This window comes from Nocardia sp. CA-107356, from assembly GCF_050946365.1.
GTDB lineage: Bacteria > Actinomycetota > Actinomycetes > Mycobacteriales > Mycobacteriaceae > Nocardia.
The window spans coordinates 7,043,549-7,060,200 of record NZ_CP191992.1 but is presented as its reverse complement, the minus strand read 5'-3'; the positions used below and the strand labels follow the sequence as shown (position 1 = coordinate 7,060,200).

The window sequence follows — 16,652 nt, the reverse complement described above, 5'->3', positions numbered from 1 at the left end:
GATGTCATCTCCTGAGACCACGTCGGCGCCCGGGGACAACACCGGGCCCGGCGGGCCGATCGACTCGGCAGAACCGGAGCCGATCAAGGCCGTTCCACTGCGCAGGCCGGGCCGCTGGATCGCCGCCGCGATCATCCTCGCCCTGCTCGGGCTCTTCATCTACGGCGCGGCCACCAACCCCGCGTACGGATGGGGCACCTATCGAAAGTACTTGTTCGACAGCCGGATCGCCTCCGGCGCGGTGGTCACCCTCGAGCTGACCGTGCTGGCCATGGCGATCGCCGTCGCACTGGGGACAGTGCTCGCGGTGATGCGCCTATCGCCGAATCCGGTATTGCGCTCGGCGGCCTGGGTGTATCTGTGGATCTTCCGTGGCACACCGGTTTTCGTGCAGTTGGTGTTCTGGGGTCTGTTCCCGTCGCTGTACAAGTCGATCCAGCTCGGTGTGCCGTTCGGGCCCGAATTCGTGCGGATCGATGTGCAGGGGCTGCAGGCGGCGTTCACCTTCGCGGTGATCGGCCTCGGTCTGAACGAGGCCGCGTATATGGCCGAAATCGTCCGTGCCGGAATCAATTCCGTCGGTGAGGGGCAGCGCGAGGCCTCGACGGCACTGGGTATGTCGTGGTCGCAGACCATGCGCAGGACCGTGCTGCCGCAGGCGATGCGGGTGATCATCCCGCCGACCGGCAATGAGCTCATCGGCATGCTGAAGACCACCTCACTGGTGACCGCGATCCCGTTGAGCACCGACCTGTACGGACGCGCTCGCGATATCTACGGCGTGAACTTCCAGCCGATTCCGCTGCTATTGGTCACCGCCACGTGGTATCTCGCGGTCACCAGCGTGCTGATGATCGGGCAGTACTACCTGGAGCGCTATTACTCGCGGGGCGCATCCCGGCAGCTGACCGCCAAGCAACTGCAGGAATTGGCCGACGCTCAGACGATTGTGAAGGCGAAATGAGCCCGACTCTCGACAAGAATGACGCGGCGCCGATGATCGTCGCGGATCGGGTGTGTAAGAACTTCGGTGCGCTGCAGGTGCTCAAGGGTATTTCGCTCGAGGTAGGGCGCGGTGATGTGCTGTGCATGATCGGACCCTCGGGTTCGGGTAAATCGACCTTCCTGCGCTGCATCAACCACCTCGAGCAGGTGAACGCGGGTCGGCTCTATGTCGACGGCGACCTCATCGGCTATCGCGAAAAGGGTGGCAAGCTCTATGAGCTGCATCCGCGCGACGCGGCCAAACAGCGCCGCGATATCGGCATGGTGTTCCAGCACTTCAACCTGTTCCCGCATCGGACGGCGCTGGAGAACATCATCGAGGCGCCTATGCAGGTGAAGGGCATCGGCAAGGCCGACGCGGTGACCCGCGCACATGAACTGCTGGACCGAGTCGGCATGGGGGACAAGGCGAATGCCTATCCGGCCCAGCTCTCCGGCGGCCAGCAGCAGCGGGTCGCCATCGCCCGTGCGCTGGCCATGGATCCCAAGCTGATGCTCTTCGACGAGCCGACCTCGGCGCTGGATCCGGAGTTGGTCGGTGAGGTGCTCGGGGTTATGCGCGAACTCGCCGCCGACGGTATGACGATGGTGGTCGTCACCCATGAAATGGGTTTCGCCCGTGAGGTCGCCGATCAACTGGTGTTCATGGACGGCGGAGTCGTCGTCGAGGCGGGCAATCCGCGTGAGGTCCTGGCGAACCCGAAACACGAACGCACCAAAGCGTTCCTGTCGCGGCTGCTCTGATTCAACGGCCGCCCAAGCCGATGCGGAGTTGTCCGAGCAGGACTTTCGCGGCCGGACTGCCCGGGCGATCCCGTCGCCAGGCCAGGGCGAGCTGTCCGTGCAGCTCCGGCTCGATGATCGGCCGTACCCGTACACCGAACGCCTCGGCTTCCGCCGCCGTCAGCGTGGGCACCACCGCGATGCCGAGGCCGCGGGCGGCGAGCCGGAGCAACAGCGGGGGAGCGGCGGCCTCGAAAGCGACGTCGGGCTCGAATCCCGCTGCGGTACAGGCGCGATCGAGCACACCGCGGATTCCGGTGCCGCGGGGCAGACAGATCAGCGGGTGATCGCGCAACTCGGCCAGCGCCATCGCGCGCTTTCGATCCTGTATGCCCGGTCCGCTCGCCGCGACGGCCGCAACCACTGGCGTATCCAGCACGATGTCGACGCCGATATCGTCTCCGATCTCCGCGCCGGTCAACCCGACCAGCGCGATATCCAGCTCCCCGCTGCGCACCGCCGCCAGCATGCGCTCGGAGGTGTCCTCGGTCAGGCTGATGCCGACCTGCGGGTGATCGTCGTGAAAATCCGCCAGCACCGTGGAGATATCGAAATCCTCATTCGCGGTGCCGGAGATGCAGCCGATGCGGACGTGCCCACGTAGTAGTCCGGTGAATTCGTCGACCGTCGCGGCGACGCGCTCGGTCGCCGCGAGCGCGGCCCTGGCATGCGGCAGTACCGCCGCCCCGACCTCGGTCAGCGTCACCGAACGGCCGCCCCTATCCAGAAGCTGTTGTCCCAGCTCTCGTTCGAGCTGACGGATCTGCGCGCTGAGCCCGGGCTGAGCCAGGTGCAACCGCGCGGCGGCGCGGGTGAAGTTGGCCTCCTCGACCACCGTCACGAAGTAGCGCAATTGCCGTAGCTCCATAACTGATGATTATAGGAGTGAGCAGAACTATCTGTTGTACTTCTTATTGGAATGGCGGCATTGTCTGAGCTATGGGAAACATCGCAGCTCAGATCATCGACACCGACGCCTTCACCGGCCCGATCTTCCGCCCCGGCGACACCGGTTACGACGAGGAGATCGCTGGTTTCCAAGCCGCCTACGCCCATCGTCCGGCGTTGGTCGTGGGCGCGCTGCACGCCGAGGATGTCCGCAGTGCGGTGGAATACGCGGCGCGCCACGGACTTCCGGTGGCGGTCCAGGCCACCGGGCACGGGCTCTCGGTCGCGGCCGACGGTGGCGTGCTGATCAGTACACGCAGGATGACCGATATCCGGATCGACTCGCGGGCTCGGACCGCCCGCGTCGCCGCCGGAGTGCGGGCGGGCGCGCTGGTCGAGGCCGCTGCCCAGTACGGTCTGGCACCACTGAGCGGCTCCTCGCCGTCGGTCGGCGTCGTCGGCTACAGCCTGGGCGGCGGATTGGGCCTGCTGGCACGACAATTCGGCTACGCCGCCGAGCATGTGCGCGTCATCGAACTCGTCACCGCGGACGGTCGCGTCCGCACGCTGACTCCGGGCGATGAACTCTTCGGCGCGGTGCTCGGCAGCGGCGGAAACTTCGGCGTGGTGACCGCGCTGGAACTGGAGTTGGTGCCGGTCGCCACAGTTTACGGCGGCCAGTTGGTCTTCGACACCGCGCTGGTCGAGCAGGCCCTGGAAACGTGGAAGGACTGGACCGCAACGCTTCCCGAGGAGTTGACCTCGACGGTCACCGTGATGACCTTCCCGCCCATCCCGCAGATCCCGGAACCGCTGCGCGGCCGCTACGTCGCATCGATCCGGATCGCCTACAACGGATCGGCCGAGGAGGGGGCGCGTCTGGTCGCTCCGCTGCGCGCCGTCGGTGCTCGCCTGAAGGACGACCTGCGCGTCATGCCGTACACCGAATCGCACACCATCCACAGCGATCCGGACCATCCGCACGCCTACGCCGCCACCAACGCGGTGCTCGGTGAATTCACCGGCGAAACGCTGTCGGCCTTGCTCACCGCCACCGGGCCGGAGTCGCCGATCCAGGCGGTGGTCGATATTCGACACCTCGGTGGCGCGCTGCGCCGGAGTGGGCCTGCGGGAATCGCCGTGGACAATCGCGACGGCGAGTACATCGTCCGGGTCATCACGATGCCTGGACCCGATGCGGGCGATGCGGCTCCCGAGGATCACGCGGTGGTCCGCGCGGCGCTGGCCCCGTGGACCGTCGGCCACAGCCTGAACTTCCTCTACGGTGCCGGTGCCGCCGCCGACGAGGCGCAGACCCGCGGTGGCTACGCGCCGGACACCTATGCCCGGCTGTCCGCTCTGAAAGCACAGTACGACCCGCGCAATATGTTCCGCTTCAACCGCAATATCAAGCCCGCGAACTGATAGCAGCGGCGGGCTCCCCGGCTCCGTCGGATGCAGCCCCGCACGGGTTCCGAATCCGGACCTGTGCGGGGTTTTCGCCATCGTGCGAACGCGCGAAGACGGGAGTGCGAGGCGCGAGTATCGGTGCTATCTTCGTGATATCACTTTGATACTCGGAGGATGTCATGAAGCTTCGGTCGGCGTTCCACGTCAACGGCTTTGTAGTACTGGTGTCGTGGTTTGTGCTCACGCTCCTGATCGGTGGCGCGGCCATCGCTGGCTATGCCGCCGCGGCCAACCACGACAATGTGCCCGCCTTGGTCGGCGCGATCATCGCGACCGTCGCGGTGGTCGTGCTCCTGCTGCTGGTCACCGGACTGACCGTGGTGAACCCCAATGAGGCCAAGGTCGTGCAATTCTTCGGCCGCTACATCGGCTCGCTCAGCGAACCCGGCTTCTTCTCCGTGGTGCCGCTCACGGACCGCCGCAGCATCTCGCTGAAGGTGCGCAACTTCGAGACTCAGAAGCTCAAGGTCAACGATGCCGATGGCAATCCGGTGGAGATCGCCGCCGTCGTGGTCTACCGGGTGGTCGACAGCTTCAAGGCCGCGTTCTCGGTCAACGACTACGAGGAGTATGTGGAGACCCAGTCCGAGGCGGCGGTGCGGCACCTGGCGACCACCCACCCGTACGACGCGCACGACAAGGACACCACCAGCCTGCGTGACGGCACCGAAGTGGCCGAGGAATTGACCATCGAACTGCGTGACCGCACCGATCTGGCGGGCATCGAGGTCATCGAGGCCAGGATCACCCACCTCGCCTACGCGCCGGAGATCGCTCAGGCCATGCTCGTACGTCAGCAGGCGGCGCAGGTGGTCGCCGCGCGCACTCGCATCGTCGAGGGTGCGGTCGGCATGGTCGCTCTCGCGCTGGATCGGCTCGCCGAACAGGGTGTTGTCGAACTCGACGAGGAACGCAAGGCCGCCATGGTCTCCAACCTGCTGGTCGTCCTCTGTGGTGACCGAGCCACCCAGCCCGTCGTCAATACCGGCTCGCTCTACTCCTGAGTCGCTCATGGCCGAGCGCAAGAAGATCCTGCTACGCCTCGATCCGTCGATACACGAGGCCATCGCCCAGTGGGCCGCCGACGACCTGCGCAGCATCAACGCCCAAATCGAATACGCATTGCGCCTCGCGCTGAAACAGGCGGGCCGCGGCCCGAAGGCAAAGCCGGTCGAGGACTAGCCGGGGTCGCGAAATGAGCTCTGCCGCAACGGTGCCGAACGCCCAACGGGTGTTCGGCACCGTTGGCATTCGCATCGGACTGCGCGTCAGCGCGTGAGCTCGCCGAGCAGTTCCAGGCTGTCGGTGTACAGCGCACGTTGCGCATCGCGGTCATAGGACGCCTTCGACGACGGCTTGGCGGTGCGGCCGACGAAATACTGGCCGGTCACCTCGGCGAGTGACGGATCGGTGACGAGCCGCGCCAGATCGCCGCCCGACCGGCGTGGCGTATTAACTCCGGGCAGTAACACCAAACCCCGGGCGACCGTGCGCCACAACAGCTGCGCCGCCGGCCCGGCATCCCTGGCGAGTCCGGTACCCGGCATCAATCCCGGATCGAACGCATTCACCGTGATACCGCGCGCCGCGAGCTGGCGGGCCAATTCGTAGGTGGTCTGCAGGTTGGCCAACTTCGAGGTGCTGTAGCGGCGGCGGCCGTCGCGTTGCGCGGATTCGGTCGGCTCGGGCGGATAGGCCAATTCGTGAACGTTCGTATCCAGTGGATGCGGCATACCGGTGAACTGATCCGGATCATGTGTGCCCGAACTGACGAAAACGATGCGGGCCGGGGCGCTCAGGTCGTCCAGGAGCGCCCGGACCAGTGCGAGGTGTCCGAGATGGTTGACGCCGAAGGTCGCCTCGACGCCGTCCTCGGTGTAGCTGCGCCGGGTGAACTGCAGTCCGGCATTGCACACCAGGGCGCGCAATGGCGGTAGTCCGTCCCGGCGCAATTCGTCGGCGAACTGCGTCACCGAGGTGAGTGCACCCAGGTCGAGTGCGGTTCCGCGCGCGCCGACGGTGGCGGCTTCGGCGCGTGCCCGGTCGGCGTCGCGCCCGGTGACGACAACTGTCCACCGCGGATCGGCGGCGAGCTCCCTGGCGCATTCGCGGCCGAGCCCGCTTGTGCCACCAGTGATCACCACAGTTCTGTCACTTGTTGTCATATGGCAGAGTCTGCCACATGACACGCTGTGCGACAATACTCGGATGTCATTGCGGGATAGGAAGAAGGAGCGGACCAGACGGGCGATCGCCGATGCGGCACTGCGGCTATTCGTCGAACACGGCTATGACGCCGTGACCGTGGCCGATATCGCCGCCGAGGCCGATGTGGGGACGCGTACCCTGCACCGCTACTACCCGAGCAAAGACGAACTGCTGTTCGCCGAGGACGATGAGCATCGCGCGGAGCTGGCTCGGCTGTTGGCCGACCGCCCGGCCGATGAATCCCCGGAGCAAACCATGGCCGCGGTCATCGGTCCGCTGGTCGACCGCTTCGTCGACCGCCGCGCCGACGCGCGGGCACGTGATGCGCTGATCGCGGCAACCCCGGCACTGCAGGCGCGCGAACTCGCCAAGCGAAGCGCGGTGGAATCCCTTGTCGCCGAACACCTTGCGCATCGGATGGGCGTCGAGGTCGGCGCGGATGTGCGGCCGCTGCTCTGGGCCAAGGTCGGCATGGCCTGTTTCTTCGCGGGCTACGAAATCTGGCTGCACACCGGCGGCGACCTGGGATCGCATATCGGCGATGCTCGTGCCGCACTGCTCGCCGAATTCCGATCGGCCGATATCTGATCCGGCGTCGGGAGTAACCCTCCGATGCGCCGGGTAGCGTAATCGGGTGCCAATATCGTTCGACACCAGCGGATTACAGCAGCTCGACACCAACGCCTGGCGCGATCGCGCCACCGGGGACATCGTCCAACTGACCTACTTCGATCTGGCGCCCGACCTGCCCGCACCGCTGACCGATCTGGCTGCGTTGCGGCGCAGGCTCGCCGAAATCCACGCGGAAAGCGGCTGTCTCATCGAGGCTTATATCGTCGGAGTCGACTCGCAGCCCGCCCTGCTGCGGCTGCAGAAGATGCGGCTGCCCGATCAGCCGACCGGTCTGATCTTCGCCGCATCGCTCACCGTGCCGAAGGTGAATTGCAGTGCGGTACTGCAGATCCTGTGCCCGGAGACCGGCACCACCGGAATCCGCGAGGCGGTACTCGCGCTGGAGATCGGCTTCGAGAATATGTACCCGCCGCATCCGTACGCACCCGGCCTCCAAGGCGCGTTGCCCTATAACGTGGCCGATGACCACGGCTGGGACGATCGGTTCCCGGAGCATCCCCTCTCCCGCGCCCGCCGCTGGGTGGCGCAGACCTGCGCCGCCGCCCGCATCGATCCGAACTTCGCGGCCCTGCCCACGTTCGCGGGGTAAGCCTCAGTCGCGCGTCGGTTTGTGGGTGACGAAGATAGCGGTCCCCGGGAACAACTCGCCACGCAACGGACTCCACTGCCCCCACTCGCGCTCGAGCCATTCCGGCCAGTCCGGTTCCACGATGTCATCGAGCACCAATCCGGCGGCAACGATCTCGCGCACCCGGTCACCGATCGTGCGGTGGTGTTCGACGTAGGTCGGCGAACCATCGTCGTCGACCTCGACATATGGAGTGCGGTCGAAATAGGGAATCGAGGCGGTCAGTCCCGCTGGGCCGGGATCGTCGGGGAAGATCCACCGCATCGGATGGTTCACCGAGAACACCCACCGGCCACCGGGCCGCAGCACTCGCGCGACCTCACGCATCACCAATTCGGAATCCGCGACGAACGGCACCGCGCCGAAGGCCGAACAGGCGATATCGAAGGATGCGTCGGCAAAGGGCAGTGCCTCCGCGCCTGCCTGTACCAACGGCACCTGCGGCCCGCCGCGCGCCATCGCCGCCAGCCCACGCTCGAGCATCCCCATCGATACGTCCAGCCCGACCGTCTGCGCCCCCTGCCCGGCCAGCCAGCGCGAACACGGCGCCGACCCGCATCCGATCTCCAGGATCCGTTTGCCCGCGACCTCACCGAGGAAGTGCATATCGCCCTCGTGCAGGCCCTCCGGGCACCAGATGAATTCGCCGTCGGGGGAGTCGACGCCGAGAAAATCGGCGTGCGTTTCGTGATACTCGGTGGCATCGGCGTCCCACCAGCGGCGGCTGGCCTGCTGGCTGGCGTCCGAGCCGATCCGGGTCCGCGCGGTTCCGGTGGTCCCGAGCAGTGCGTTTGCTTGCGCATGGCGATCTTCCGACACGCCGTTAGCCTAATGCGGCGTGGCGTGGTGACCGGTTTGCCCGGCCGGACCAAGGTCGCGTACGCTGAACGCGCGAGTGTCTTGGGTACTGTCGTACCGGTGTCATTGCAGTAACAGTCTGCGAGGGCAACTGTACTGACGTAGCAGAGCGCCCGTGCTGAGTTTCACAAGCGTTTGCGTGCGGTACGTTCATTATGTCCGTCACGTCGCGTCATCGCGGTGAGTTCGCAGCGTACCGAAAGTTCCAATGTCCGCAACCGACCACAATCCGTCCGGAGCAAACCGACATATGCCCACCACCGTCACCTCGCCGCAGGTAGCCGTCAACGACATCGGCTCCGCCGAGGACTTCCTCGCCGCCATCGACGCCACGATCAAGTACTTCAACGACGGCGATATCGTCGAAGGAACCATCGTCAAGGTCGATCGCGACGAGGTCCTGCTCGACATCGGTTACAAGACCGAAGGCGTCATCCCCTCTCGCGAACTTTCCATCAAGCACGATGTCGACCCCAATGAGGTCGTTTCCGTGGGTGATGAGGTCGAGGCTCTTGTTCTCACCAAGGAGGACAAGGAAGGCCGCCTGATCCTGTCGAAGAAGCGGGCGCAGTACGAGCGTGCGTGGGGCACCATCGAGGAGCTCAAGGAGAAGGACGAGGCCGTCAAGGGCACCGTCATCGAGGTCGTCAAGGGCGGCCTGATCCTCGACATCGGCCTGCGCGGCTTCCTGCCCGCCTCGCTCGTCGAGATGCGTCGCGTTCGCGACCTCCAGCCGTACGTCGGCAAGGAGATCGAGGCCAAGATCATCGAGCTGGACAAGAACCGCAACAACGTGGTCCTGTCCCGCCGCGCCTGGCTCGAGCAGACCCAGTCCGAGGTCCGCAGCGAGTTCCTGCACCAGCTGCAGAAGGGCCAGGTCCGCAAGGGTGTGGTCTCCTCGATCGTCAACTTCGGTGCCTTCGTGGACCTGGGCGGCGTCGACGGTCTGGTGCACGTCTCCGAGCTGTCTTGGAAGCACATCGACCACCCGTCCGAGGTTGTCGAGGTCGGCAACGAGGTCACCGTCGAGGTGCTCGACGTCGACCTGGACCGCGAGCGGGTTTCGCTGTCGCTCAAGGCGACTCAGGAAGACCCGTGGCGTCAGTTCGCCCGCACCCACGCGATCGGCCAGATCGTGCCGGGCAAGGTCACCAAGCTGGTTCCGTTCGGTGCGTTCGTGCGCGTCGAAGAGGGCATCGAGGGCCTGGTGCACATCTCCGAGCTGGCCGAGCGCCACGTGGAGGTCCCGGACCAGGTTGTCGCGGTCGGCGACGACGCGATGGTCAAGGTCATCGACATCGACCTGGAGCGTCGCCGGATCTCGCTGTCGCTGAAGCAGGCGAACGAGGACTACCACGCCGAGTTCGACCCGTCGAAGTACGGCATGGCCGACAGCTACGACGACCAGGGCAACTACATCTTCCCCGAGGGCTTCGATCCCGACACCAACGAGTGGCTCGAGGGCTTCGACAAGCAGCGCGAAGAGTGGGAAGGCCGCTACGCCGAGGCGGAGCGTCGCCACAAGATGCACACCGCGCAGATGGAGAAGATGGCGGCCGACGCCGCGGCCGAGGCCGCGAACGGTGGCGGCTCGTCGAACTACTCCTCCGAGAGCGGTTCGCAGGCCTCCTCGTCCAGCCAGGCCGAGCCCGCTGGCGGTTCGCTGGCCAGCGACGCCCAGCTCGCGGCACTGCGGGAGAAGCTCTCCGGCAACGCCTGATTTCGGGTAGAGCATCAACGAAGGCCCCGGTCCATTCGGACCGGGGCCTTCGTGCTGCCGCAGCCGGTAGTGTGCCCGACTATGGGGAGCAATCCGGGCAATGACTATCTCGACCAAGTGGTGGCGCAACAGGCTGCGCTGGAGGGGGATCTGCGCGCGCGCAAGCCTGCTGCCGCACCGGCACCGCTGGCCGCCGCCGGGGCGCCGCCCGCGCCGGGCGGTCCGGTGCGACGCGGTGCGATGGCGAAACGGGCCGACCGGGTCGGGCCGACACTACAGGGCAGCGGCCCCGGCCCGGTCGAGGTCCGGGTCACCGGATTCTGGCGCTGGCAAACAGTTTTGGTGCCGCCCAACGCCTTCGTCGTACATACCCGGCGCGGTCGCGCCGAACCGCTGCACATCGGACTCGGGGTGTCGTTCCGCTTCAACTCCGCGACCGATTCGTATCTCGTTGTGCCGGGCGCGATGCAGACGATCCTCATCAACGCCTACTGCATCTGCAGCGAACTGCAGGGCGTGTTGGTCCAGGGCTATGTGCAGTGGATCATCGAGGATTTCGCGACGGCCTACCGCAAGCTGGACTTCTCCGATGCCGAAGATCCCATGCGGCTGGTCAACATTCAGCTGCGCGAACAGGCCGAGGCGGCGATCAAGGACAAGGTCTCCACGATGGGCGTGCGGGATGTGCTCAGCGATAAGCAGCCCATCATCGAGGAGTTGACCGCACGGCTGCGCGCGGTCGCCGAAGGCAGCGCCGATCGAAATGCCGAGGCGGACAGCGATCGTGGGCTCGGATTGCGCATTGTCACGGTGCAGATCAAGGAGGCGGTGGTCAGCTCGTCGACGCTGTGGGAGAACCTGCAGAAGCCATACCGCAGTGAGCAGAATCAGATCGCCCGGCTCGCGGAACTCGCTGCGCAAGAGGTGCTTTCGGCCCGCGAGACCGAGGCCAACCGTGTCGCCGAGGAGCGGCGGATCGAGGACGAGCGGGAATTGGCCGAACTGCGGGCACGCAACGAGGCGGTGCGATTCGACCGGGAAGCCGCGGAACGGTTGCGGCGCACCACTCGTGAGCACGATGACGAGCGCGCGGTCGCCGATCTCGCTCAGGCGACCGCGCTGCACGCGCTGCGACTGGAGCGCGAGCAGCATGCCGAGCAGGCCGAGAATCTGCGCAGGAAGCTGGAATTGCGACAGCTCGAGCTCGACGGCGAAATCGCCGTCGCGGCAAGGCGTTCGCGGGCGGCGCACGATGACGCGCTGCTGGATCTGGAGCGTGACCGGATTCGGATCGAGAACACCAATCAGCGCTCCGCCTCGGCCACCCAAGCGCAACTGGTCGATTCGCTTCCGCAGATCGTCGCACAGCTGCCGACGCCAGCTGAACTGAAGACGTATCAATTGGGTGGGGATCTGTCCGGGCTCTCCGCGCTCATCGGTCAGTTGACGCGGGTGCTCGAAACCTGGTCGGCGGCACGGCCCGTCCCCGATTCGGGCAGGGCTCAGCTCGACGAGTAGGGCTGCGCCGCATATCGTCTCGATGCTTGCGAGGGTGACCGTCGGTGGTATGGCGCCACGCCGATCGGAATCAATTCGTGCGACGTCGGCTCGCCAAGGCTCCGGCGTCGGCGTACGGAAGTCGCGTCATAGCGACCAGTCGGACAATTGACCAACTTCACTGCGAAGCGTGATCGACTTCGGGGTAGGGTGCAGGCGAACAAGCGGCACCCGGCTCGACCGACCTCGTCGGACCCGGCCACGAGAGAAGGAAACAGCACGGATGTGCGCAGCGAGTCCGTTCAGTGGTCTCAACCGTAGGCAGTTCCTGGCGAAGGCCGCCGCGGCGGGAGCGGTGGGCGCCTTGGCGTCCTGGGCCAACCCGATCATTGATCGCGCCTACGCCGCCGATCCGGCGGGCACCGGCGGCCTCGGCGATATCGAGCACTTCGTCCTGCTCATGCAGGAAAACCGTTCCTTCGACCACTATTTCGGCACCATGTCCGGTGTCCGTGGCTTCGGCGAGGCGTCGAAGGCCTGGCAGCAGTACGGGTGGACGCCCGGCGTCGGGCCGAGCGCGGACGGCTTCGTCAATCCGTTCCGCCTCGACACCACGCGGGGCGCGACCCTGGACGGCGAGTGCATCAACGATCCGGACCACACCTGGGGCGGTATGCACCGAGCGTGGAACGGCGGCGCCAATGACCAGTGGATGCCGATGTCCATCGCCAGCGTCGGCCCGGCCAACGCCCCTGCCGCCATGGGCTACTACCTACGCGAGGACATTCCGATCCACCATGAACTCGCGGATGCGTTCACCATCTGTGATAACTACCACTGTTCGGTCCTCGGCCCCACCGACCCGAACCGCCTGTACTGGATCAGCGCCACCATCGACCCGGACGGTGGCGCGGGCGGACCGCTGCTGGAAACGCCCGCCCTGATCCCGCAGCACGTGTACAGCTGGCGGACCTACCCGGAGAACCTGTCCGAGGCGGGTGTCAGCTGGAAGATCTACAACAACCGTGATGTCGGCCCGCTGTCCACGGTGATCCTGGACGGCATGCTCGGCTGCTTCACCCAATCGGCGGATCCGAATTCCGAACTGGCCCGGCGCGGTCTCGCCCCGGTGTATCCCAACGACTTTCAGGCCGACGTTGCCAACGACACCCTGCCCGCCGTCTCCTGGGTGATTCCGTCGCTGATCAACTGCGAACATCCCGCCCTGCCCGCGGCCTTCGGCGCGTACGGCATCGTGCAGCTGCTCGACATCCTCACCTCCAACCCAAAGGTGTGGGAGAAGACCGCGCTGATCATCAGCTACGACGAGAACGGCGGCTTCTTCGACCACGTCACCCCGCCGACCGCGCCGGTGGGCACACCGGGCGAGTTCGTCACCGTGCCATTGGACCGGGTGAAGGCCTCGAACGGTATCGCTGGCCCGATCGGTTTGGGGTATCGCGTTCCGGGCCTGGTGATTTCGCCGTACAGTCGGGGTGGGCTCGTCGCCTCGGAGACCTTCGACCACACCTCGCAGCTGCGGCTGCTGGAAACCCGGTTCGGCGTCGAAGTGCCGAATCTGACGCAGTGGCGGCGCAGCGTTACCGGCGATATGACCTCGACCTTCGACTTCGGCTCGACGCCGAATCCGACCAAGCCGGTGTTGAGCGATCCGAAGCCGAAGATGGATGCCGCGCTGGCCCAATGCGGGCCGAATCTCGCGCTGGGCACCGCGACCGCGGGCGTCCCGTATCCCGTGCCGCCCAACCAGATGCCGACCCAGCATTCGGGTACGCGCCGCAAGCCGAGCGGCATCGTCCGGGATTAGGCGGTGGTCTCGCCTGCGTTCGTCCGAGCGCAAGGGACTGATGACGGACGAAGTCCGGCTGCGTCGGATCAGGCGGTGGCGGCCCCGCCGCGGGTATTCTTGCCCTGATGTCCGAGTCCGCCGTGGAGTTTCCCTCGACCGCCTGGGAACGCAGGAAAATCGAGGCGATGAGCCGCATCCAGCAGGTGGCGCTGGATCTGTTCGACGAGCACGGGTACCGCAATGTGACGGTTGAGCGGGTTGCGGCGGCGGCCGGTGTGTCGCCCAGTTCGGTCTACCGGTACTTCGGCACCAAGGAAATGCTCATCCTGTACGACGAGGCCGATCCGCGGGTGCTGGATGTGATGCGGACCGCGGGCGGTGGCGATATCGTCGAGCCTGCCGAGTTGGTGCGCATCGCGCGGCTGATCGTGCCCGTGCTGATCGAGTCGTTGCTGACTCCGGAATCCGAGCTTCGGATCCGCAGGCGCTTGCAGTACATGGCGTCGATTCCGGAGATCAGAGACGGTCAAACCCGCCAGATGCGGGATATGGCCGACCAATTCCGACTGCTGTTCGCCGAGCGGACCGGCCGTGGCCCCGACGATCTGGCCATCGGGATCGCGGCGGCGGCCGGGGTGTGGGGTTGCGTTGCGGCCCTGGACCATTGGGCCGCAACGGGTTTCACCGAACGTCTCGAGGATGTCTATACCAGGGCGATCGGCTCGATCGTCGATTCGATCGAGGTCATGTTCCGCTAGTCGCGCTCGCATGCATCGCACGGGAGACCGGACGCCTGCCGATCCGCGGCAGCCACCAGTTCCACCGACCGAACAGCTGCATGAACGCGGGCACCAACACCAGCCGGACCAGCACCGCGTCGATCGCAATGGCCACGGCCAGCGCGAACCCGATCTGCTTCAGCTCCAGCACATTCGCGGTCAGGAAGCTCGCGAAGACCGCGACCATGATGGCGGCCGCCGCGGTAATCGGCCGCGCGGTGCGCTGCAGCCCATCGGCAACCGCGGCGGTATTGTCGCCGGTTTCGTCCCAGCGTTCCTTCATCCGCCGGATCAGGAACACCTCGTAATCCATGGACAATCCGAACAGCACCGCGAATACCAGCATCGGCAGATACACCTGCAGGAATCCGGTGCTGTGGAATCCGAGCGCGGATTCGCCGACCCCGTGCTGGAATACCGCGACGGTGAGGCCGAGCGCGGCGCCGGTGGCGAGCAGATTGAGCAGAATCGCCTTGAGCGCCAACACGATACTGCGGAATGCGACGATCAGAAATGCCAGCGACACCGTCAGCACGAGCGCGATCACCCACGGGAAGCGGGCGGTGATCCGATGCGACACATCGGCGAACGACGCGGAAGTACCGCCGACCCGGACTTCGACACTGTCGAGAGTCGTTGCACGAGAACGGATATCGGAGACCACATCGGTGGCAGCGGTTGAATCGAATGCCGACTTGGGGACCACTACGGCGAGTACTCGACCGTCCGCCTGCTGCGGCAGCACCGTGGCAATGCGCGGATCTTTGGCCAGTTCGGAGACGAATCGGTTGGTGTCGGAACGGGTTTCGTCACTCAGCGGCCCGCCGTCGCGACCGGTGAGGACCACCTCGATCGGCGCGAGCAGACCGGGCCCGAAGTTCTGCTGGACGAGTTCGGTCGCCTGCCCGGTCGGTCGATCGGCCAGCGAGGTGAGACCCATATCGACGCCGTAGCGGATGCCGGTGATCGGGGCCGCCGCGGCAAGCAGCAGACCGACACCGATCGCGCCGAAGAGCACTGGCCGTCCCATCACGGTATGCGCCCACCGTGCCCACGCGCTCGATGCCGCCGCGGCTCGGACCTCGGCGGGCCGCAGCCGGACCGGCAATGCGCCGCGATTCACCGCTGGACCCAGCGTCGCCAGCAGTGCGGGCAGCAGGGTGAAGGCGGCAATAAGGGTGGCGATGACCGCGACCACCACGCCGGTCGCGACGCCGTTGAGCATCGGCAGTCCGACCACCGCCAGCGCGCACAGCGAGATCATCACGATGAAGCCCGACGCCAGAATGGTGCGGCCGGTCGTATCGATGGCGGTGCCGACGGCCGCCGCGATGGCCTCGGTGGATCGTCGGTCGCGCACGCCGCACCGGGTCAGTTCCTCGTTGAATCGGCTCACGATGAACATCGCGTAGTCGATCGCGGTGCCGGTGGCGATCATCGTTGCCACCGAGAGCACCAGCGAGTCGAAGGTGAGGAAGGTGGTCAGACCGAAAAGTGCGCCGACGGCGACCGCGATGCCCGCCGCGGTGACCGTGATGGGCAGGGTGGCCGCGACCACCGCGCCGAGGGCGAGCACCAGCACCGCGGTCGCCACCGGCAGGCCGATGGCTTCGGCGCGTTGCATATCGGCGGTCTCGATCTCGATGAGATCGGCCTGTGCCGGGGCGAATCCGGTGATCATGACCTCGACGCCGGAATCCGAGGCGGCCGCGAGTTCGGTTTGTAGCCGTCTTGCGATCTCGACGCGTTCCGGTGCGCGGCCGTTCACGCCGACGATGCCGAAGGCGGTGTGTCGGTCGGCCGAGATCTGCGCCGCCGCATTGCCTTCGAACGGGCCGATCGCCCCCGCCACACCCGCGATGGCGCGCGTGCTGCCGAGTGCCCGATCGATGACCTCGCGGAACTCCGATGTGTCGACCGTGCGCTGCGCCGAATGGAAGACGATGAGGTCCTGTTCGGTGCCGAAGCGCGCGAAGTGTTCGGCCACAAGGTGATCGACGGCAACCGATTCGGATCCGGGGACCGAGTAGTCGGGGGTGCTGAGGCGGTCGTGCAGGGCCGGATAGGCCGATCCGCAGGCGATGGCGAACAGCAGCCACGCACCGAGCACGATGCGGCGGTGGCGGGCCATCAGGACACCCCAACGGCCCACTAGGCCCAATGTGGCTGGACTATCGGACTCCGCTGGGTCCGGCCTGGTTGCGGTCAGCTGAGTCATTGCCCCTCCAGGGAAAGCAATCTGAGAGTCACTCTCAGATATTTTCAGCAATCGTAAGGAGGGGTGCGTCGAAAGTGCAAGTGACTGTCAGAAAGGCGGGGCCAGCGCTGGCAGCAAAAAGCGACCCAGCCCGATTGGGCTGGGTCACGGGAAGT

At 66.1% G+C, this 16,652-nt stretch carries 15 protein-coding genes; 11 read left to right on the top strand and 4 right to left on the bottom strand.

The features are described 5' to 3' along the window. The first annotated feature begins 1 nt into the window (after position 1). The gene (locus ACQP1G_RS31695; RefSeq protein WP_433193291.1) at positions 2-964 is read left to right on the top strand and encodes an amino acid ABC transporter permease; all 963 of its coding nucleotides are present in this window, start codon (positions 2-4) and stop codon (positions 962-964) included. Positions 965-996: 32 nt separating this feature from the next. Next, positions 997-1,749 (top strand): amino acid ABC transporter ATP-binding protein, encoded by a 753-nt coding sequence (locus tag ACQP1G_RS31690; RefSeq protein WP_433208991.1) that lies wholly within the window; start codon positions 997-999, stop codon positions 1,747-1,749. 1 nt (position 1,750) lies between these two features. On the opposite strand, the gene ACQP1G_RS31685 is transcribed toward ACQP1G_RS31690, so the two are convergent. Further along, entirely contained in the window at positions 1,751-2,656 is a 906-nt protein-coding gene (locus tag ACQP1G_RS31685) for a LysR family transcriptional regulator (protein WP_433193290.1), read from the bottom strand. 71 nt (positions 2,657-2,727) lie between these two features. Here ACQP1G_RS31685 and ACQP1G_RS31680 point away from each other — a divergent pair, with 71 nt between their 5' ends. The 3 genes from ACQP1G_RS31680 to ACQP1G_RS31670 all read left to right on the top strand — a co-directional run bounded on the left by ACQP1G_RS31680 (position 2,728) and on the right by ACQP1G_RS31670 (position 5,328). Then, positions 2,728-4,101 carry an FAD-binding oxidoreductase gene (locus ACQP1G_RS31680; protein ID WP_433193289.1) on the top strand — a complete coding sequence of 458 codons (1,374 nt, stop codon included), beginning with the start codon at positions 2,728-2,730 and terminating at the stop codon, positions 4,099-4,101. 164 nt (positions 4,102-4,265) lie between these two features. Further along, a complete protein-coding gene (locus ACQP1G_RS31675; protein ID WP_433193288.1) occupies positions 4,266-5,150 on the top strand; it encodes an SPFH domain-containing protein in 885 nt (294 codons plus the stop codon). A gap of 7 nt (positions 5,151-5,157) precedes the next feature. Then, positions 5,158-5,328, top strand: a complete 171-nt coding sequence (locus ACQP1G_RS31670; protein WP_433193287.1) for a toxin-antitoxin system HicB family antitoxin — start codon at positions 5,158-5,160, stop codon at positions 5,326-5,328. Positions 5,329-5,414: 86 nt separating this feature from the next. Here ACQP1G_RS31670 and ACQP1G_RS31665 read toward each other — a convergent pair whose 3' ends face one another. Next, positions 5,415-6,311 carry an SDR family NAD(P)-dependent oxidoreductase gene (locus ACQP1G_RS31665; protein WP_433193285.1) on the bottom strand — a complete coding sequence of 299 codons (897 nt, stop codon included), beginning with the start codon at positions 6,309-6,311 and terminating at the stop codon, positions 5,415-5,417. Between the two features lie 43 nt (positions 6,312-6,354). Between ACQP1G_RS31665 and ACQP1G_RS31660 the strand changes: the two genes are divergently transcribed. Together ACQP1G_RS31660 and ACQP1G_RS31655 are read left to right on the top strand one after the other, a co-directional pair. After that, on the top strand, positions 6,355-6,942 hold the full coding sequence (locus tag ACQP1G_RS31660) for a TetR family transcriptional regulator (protein ID WP_433193284.1): 588 nt from the start codon (positions 6,355-6,357) through the stop codon (positions 6,940-6,942). A 46-nt stretch (positions 6,943-6,988) separates the two neighbouring features. After that, positions 6,989-7,576, top strand: coding sequence for a hypothetical protein (locus tag ACQP1G_RS31655; RefSeq protein WP_433193283.1), 588 nt, complete (start codon positions 6,989-6,991; stop codon positions 7,574-7,576). Between the two features lie 3 nt (positions 7,577-7,579). Here ACQP1G_RS31655 and ACQP1G_RS31650 read toward each other — a convergent pair whose 3' ends face one another. Next, on the bottom strand, positions 7,580-8,434 hold the full coding sequence (locus ACQP1G_RS31650) for a class I SAM-dependent methyltransferase (protein ID WP_433193282.1): 855 nt from the start codon (positions 8,432-8,434) through the stop codon (positions 7,580-7,582). Between the two features lie 289 nt (positions 8,435-8,723). On the opposite strand from ACQP1G_RS31650, the gene rpsA reads away from it, so the two are divergent. From rpsA to ACQP1G_RS31630, 4 genes are all read left to right on the top strand, one after another. Then, on the top strand, positions 8,724-10,193 hold the full coding sequence (gene rpsA / locus ACQP1G_RS31645) for a 30S ribosomal protein S1 (RefSeq protein ID WP_433193281.1): 1,470 nt from the start codon (positions 8,724-8,726) through the stop codon (positions 10,191-10,193). A gap of 81 nt (positions 10,194-10,274) precedes the next feature. Further along, the gene (locus tag ACQP1G_RS31640) at positions 10,275-11,711 is read left to right on the top strand and encodes an SPFH domain-containing protein (protein WP_433193279.1); all 1,437 of its coding nucleotides are present in this window, start codon (positions 10,275-10,277) and stop codon (positions 11,709-11,711) included. Positions 11,712-11,973: 262 nt separating this feature from the next. Then, positions 11,974-13,518, top strand: a complete 1,545-nt coding sequence (locus ACQP1G_RS31635; RefSeq protein WP_433193278.1) for a phospholipase C — start codon at positions 11,974-11,976, stop codon at positions 13,516-13,518. A gap of 107 nt (positions 13,519-13,625) precedes the next feature. After that, positions 13,626-14,258, top strand: a complete 633-nt coding sequence (locus ACQP1G_RS31630) for a TetR/AcrR family transcriptional regulator (RefSeq protein ID WP_433193277.1) — start codon at positions 13,626-13,628, stop codon at positions 14,256-14,258. Here the strand turns inward: ACQP1G_RS31630 and ACQP1G_RS31625 are convergent. After that, on the bottom strand, positions 14,245-16,497 hold the full coding sequence (locus tag ACQP1G_RS31625; protein ID WP_433193276.1) for an MMPL family transporter: 2,253 nt from the start codon (positions 16,495-16,497) through the stop codon (positions 14,245-14,247). The genes ACQP1G_RS31630 and ACQP1G_RS31625 overlap by 14 nt on opposite strands. Positions 16,498-16,652 lie beyond the last annotated feature (155 nt).

Bases quoted from the DNA above. Each gene is read 5' to 3' on its own strand.
- ACQP1G_RS31635 (WP_433193278.1), top strand. From the start codon at position 11,974: ATGTGCGCAGCGAGTCCGTTCAGTGGTCTCAACCGTAGGCAGTTCCTG.
- ACQP1G_RS31675 (WP_433193288.1), top strand. From the start codon at position 4,266: ATGAAGCTTCGGTCGGCGTTCCACGTCAACGGCTTTGTAGTACTGGTG.
- ACQP1G_RS31660 (WP_433193284.1), top strand. From the start codon at position 6,355: ATGTCATTGCGGGATAGGAAGAAGGAGCGGACCAGACGGGCGATCGCC.
- rpsA (WP_433193281.1), top strand. From the start codon at position 8,724: ATGCCCACCACCGTCACCTCGCCGCAGGTAGCCGTCAACGACATCGGC.
- ACQP1G_RS31640 (WP_433193279.1), top strand. From the start codon at position 10,275: ATGGGGAGCAATCCGGGCAATGACTATCTCGACCAAGTGGTGGCGCAA.
- ACQP1G_RS31670 (WP_433193287.1), top strand. From the start codon at position 5,158: ATGGCCGAGCGCAAGAAGATCCTGCTACGCCTCGATCCGTCGATACAC.
- ACQP1G_RS31685 (WP_433193290.1), bottom strand. From the start codon at position 2,656: ATGGAGCTACGGCAATTGCGCTACTTCGTGACGGTGGTCGAGGAGGCC.
- ACQP1G_RS31665 (WP_433193285.1), bottom strand. From the start codon at position 6,311: ATGACAACAAGTGACAGAACTGTGGTGATCACTGGTGGCACAAGCGGG.
- ACQP1G_RS31630 (WP_433193277.1), top strand. From the start codon at position 13,626: ATGTCCGAGTCCGCCGTGGAGTTTCCCTCGACCGCCTGGGAACGCAGG.
- ACQP1G_RS31690 (WP_433208991.1), top strand. From the start codon at position 997: ATGATCGTCGCGGATCGGGTGTGTAAGAACTTCGGTGCGCTGCAGGTG.
- ACQP1G_RS31625 (WP_433193276.1), bottom strand. From the start codon at position 16,497: ATGACTCAGCTGACCGCAACCAGGCCGGACCCAGCGGAGTCCGATAGT.
- ACQP1G_RS31680 (WP_433193289.1), top strand. From the start codon at position 2,728: ATGGGAAACATCGCAGCTCAGATCATCGACACCGACGCCTTCACCGGC.
- ACQP1G_RS31695 (WP_433193291.1), top strand. From the start codon at position 2: ATGTCATCTCCTGAGACCACGTCGGCGCCCGGGGACAACACCGGGCCC.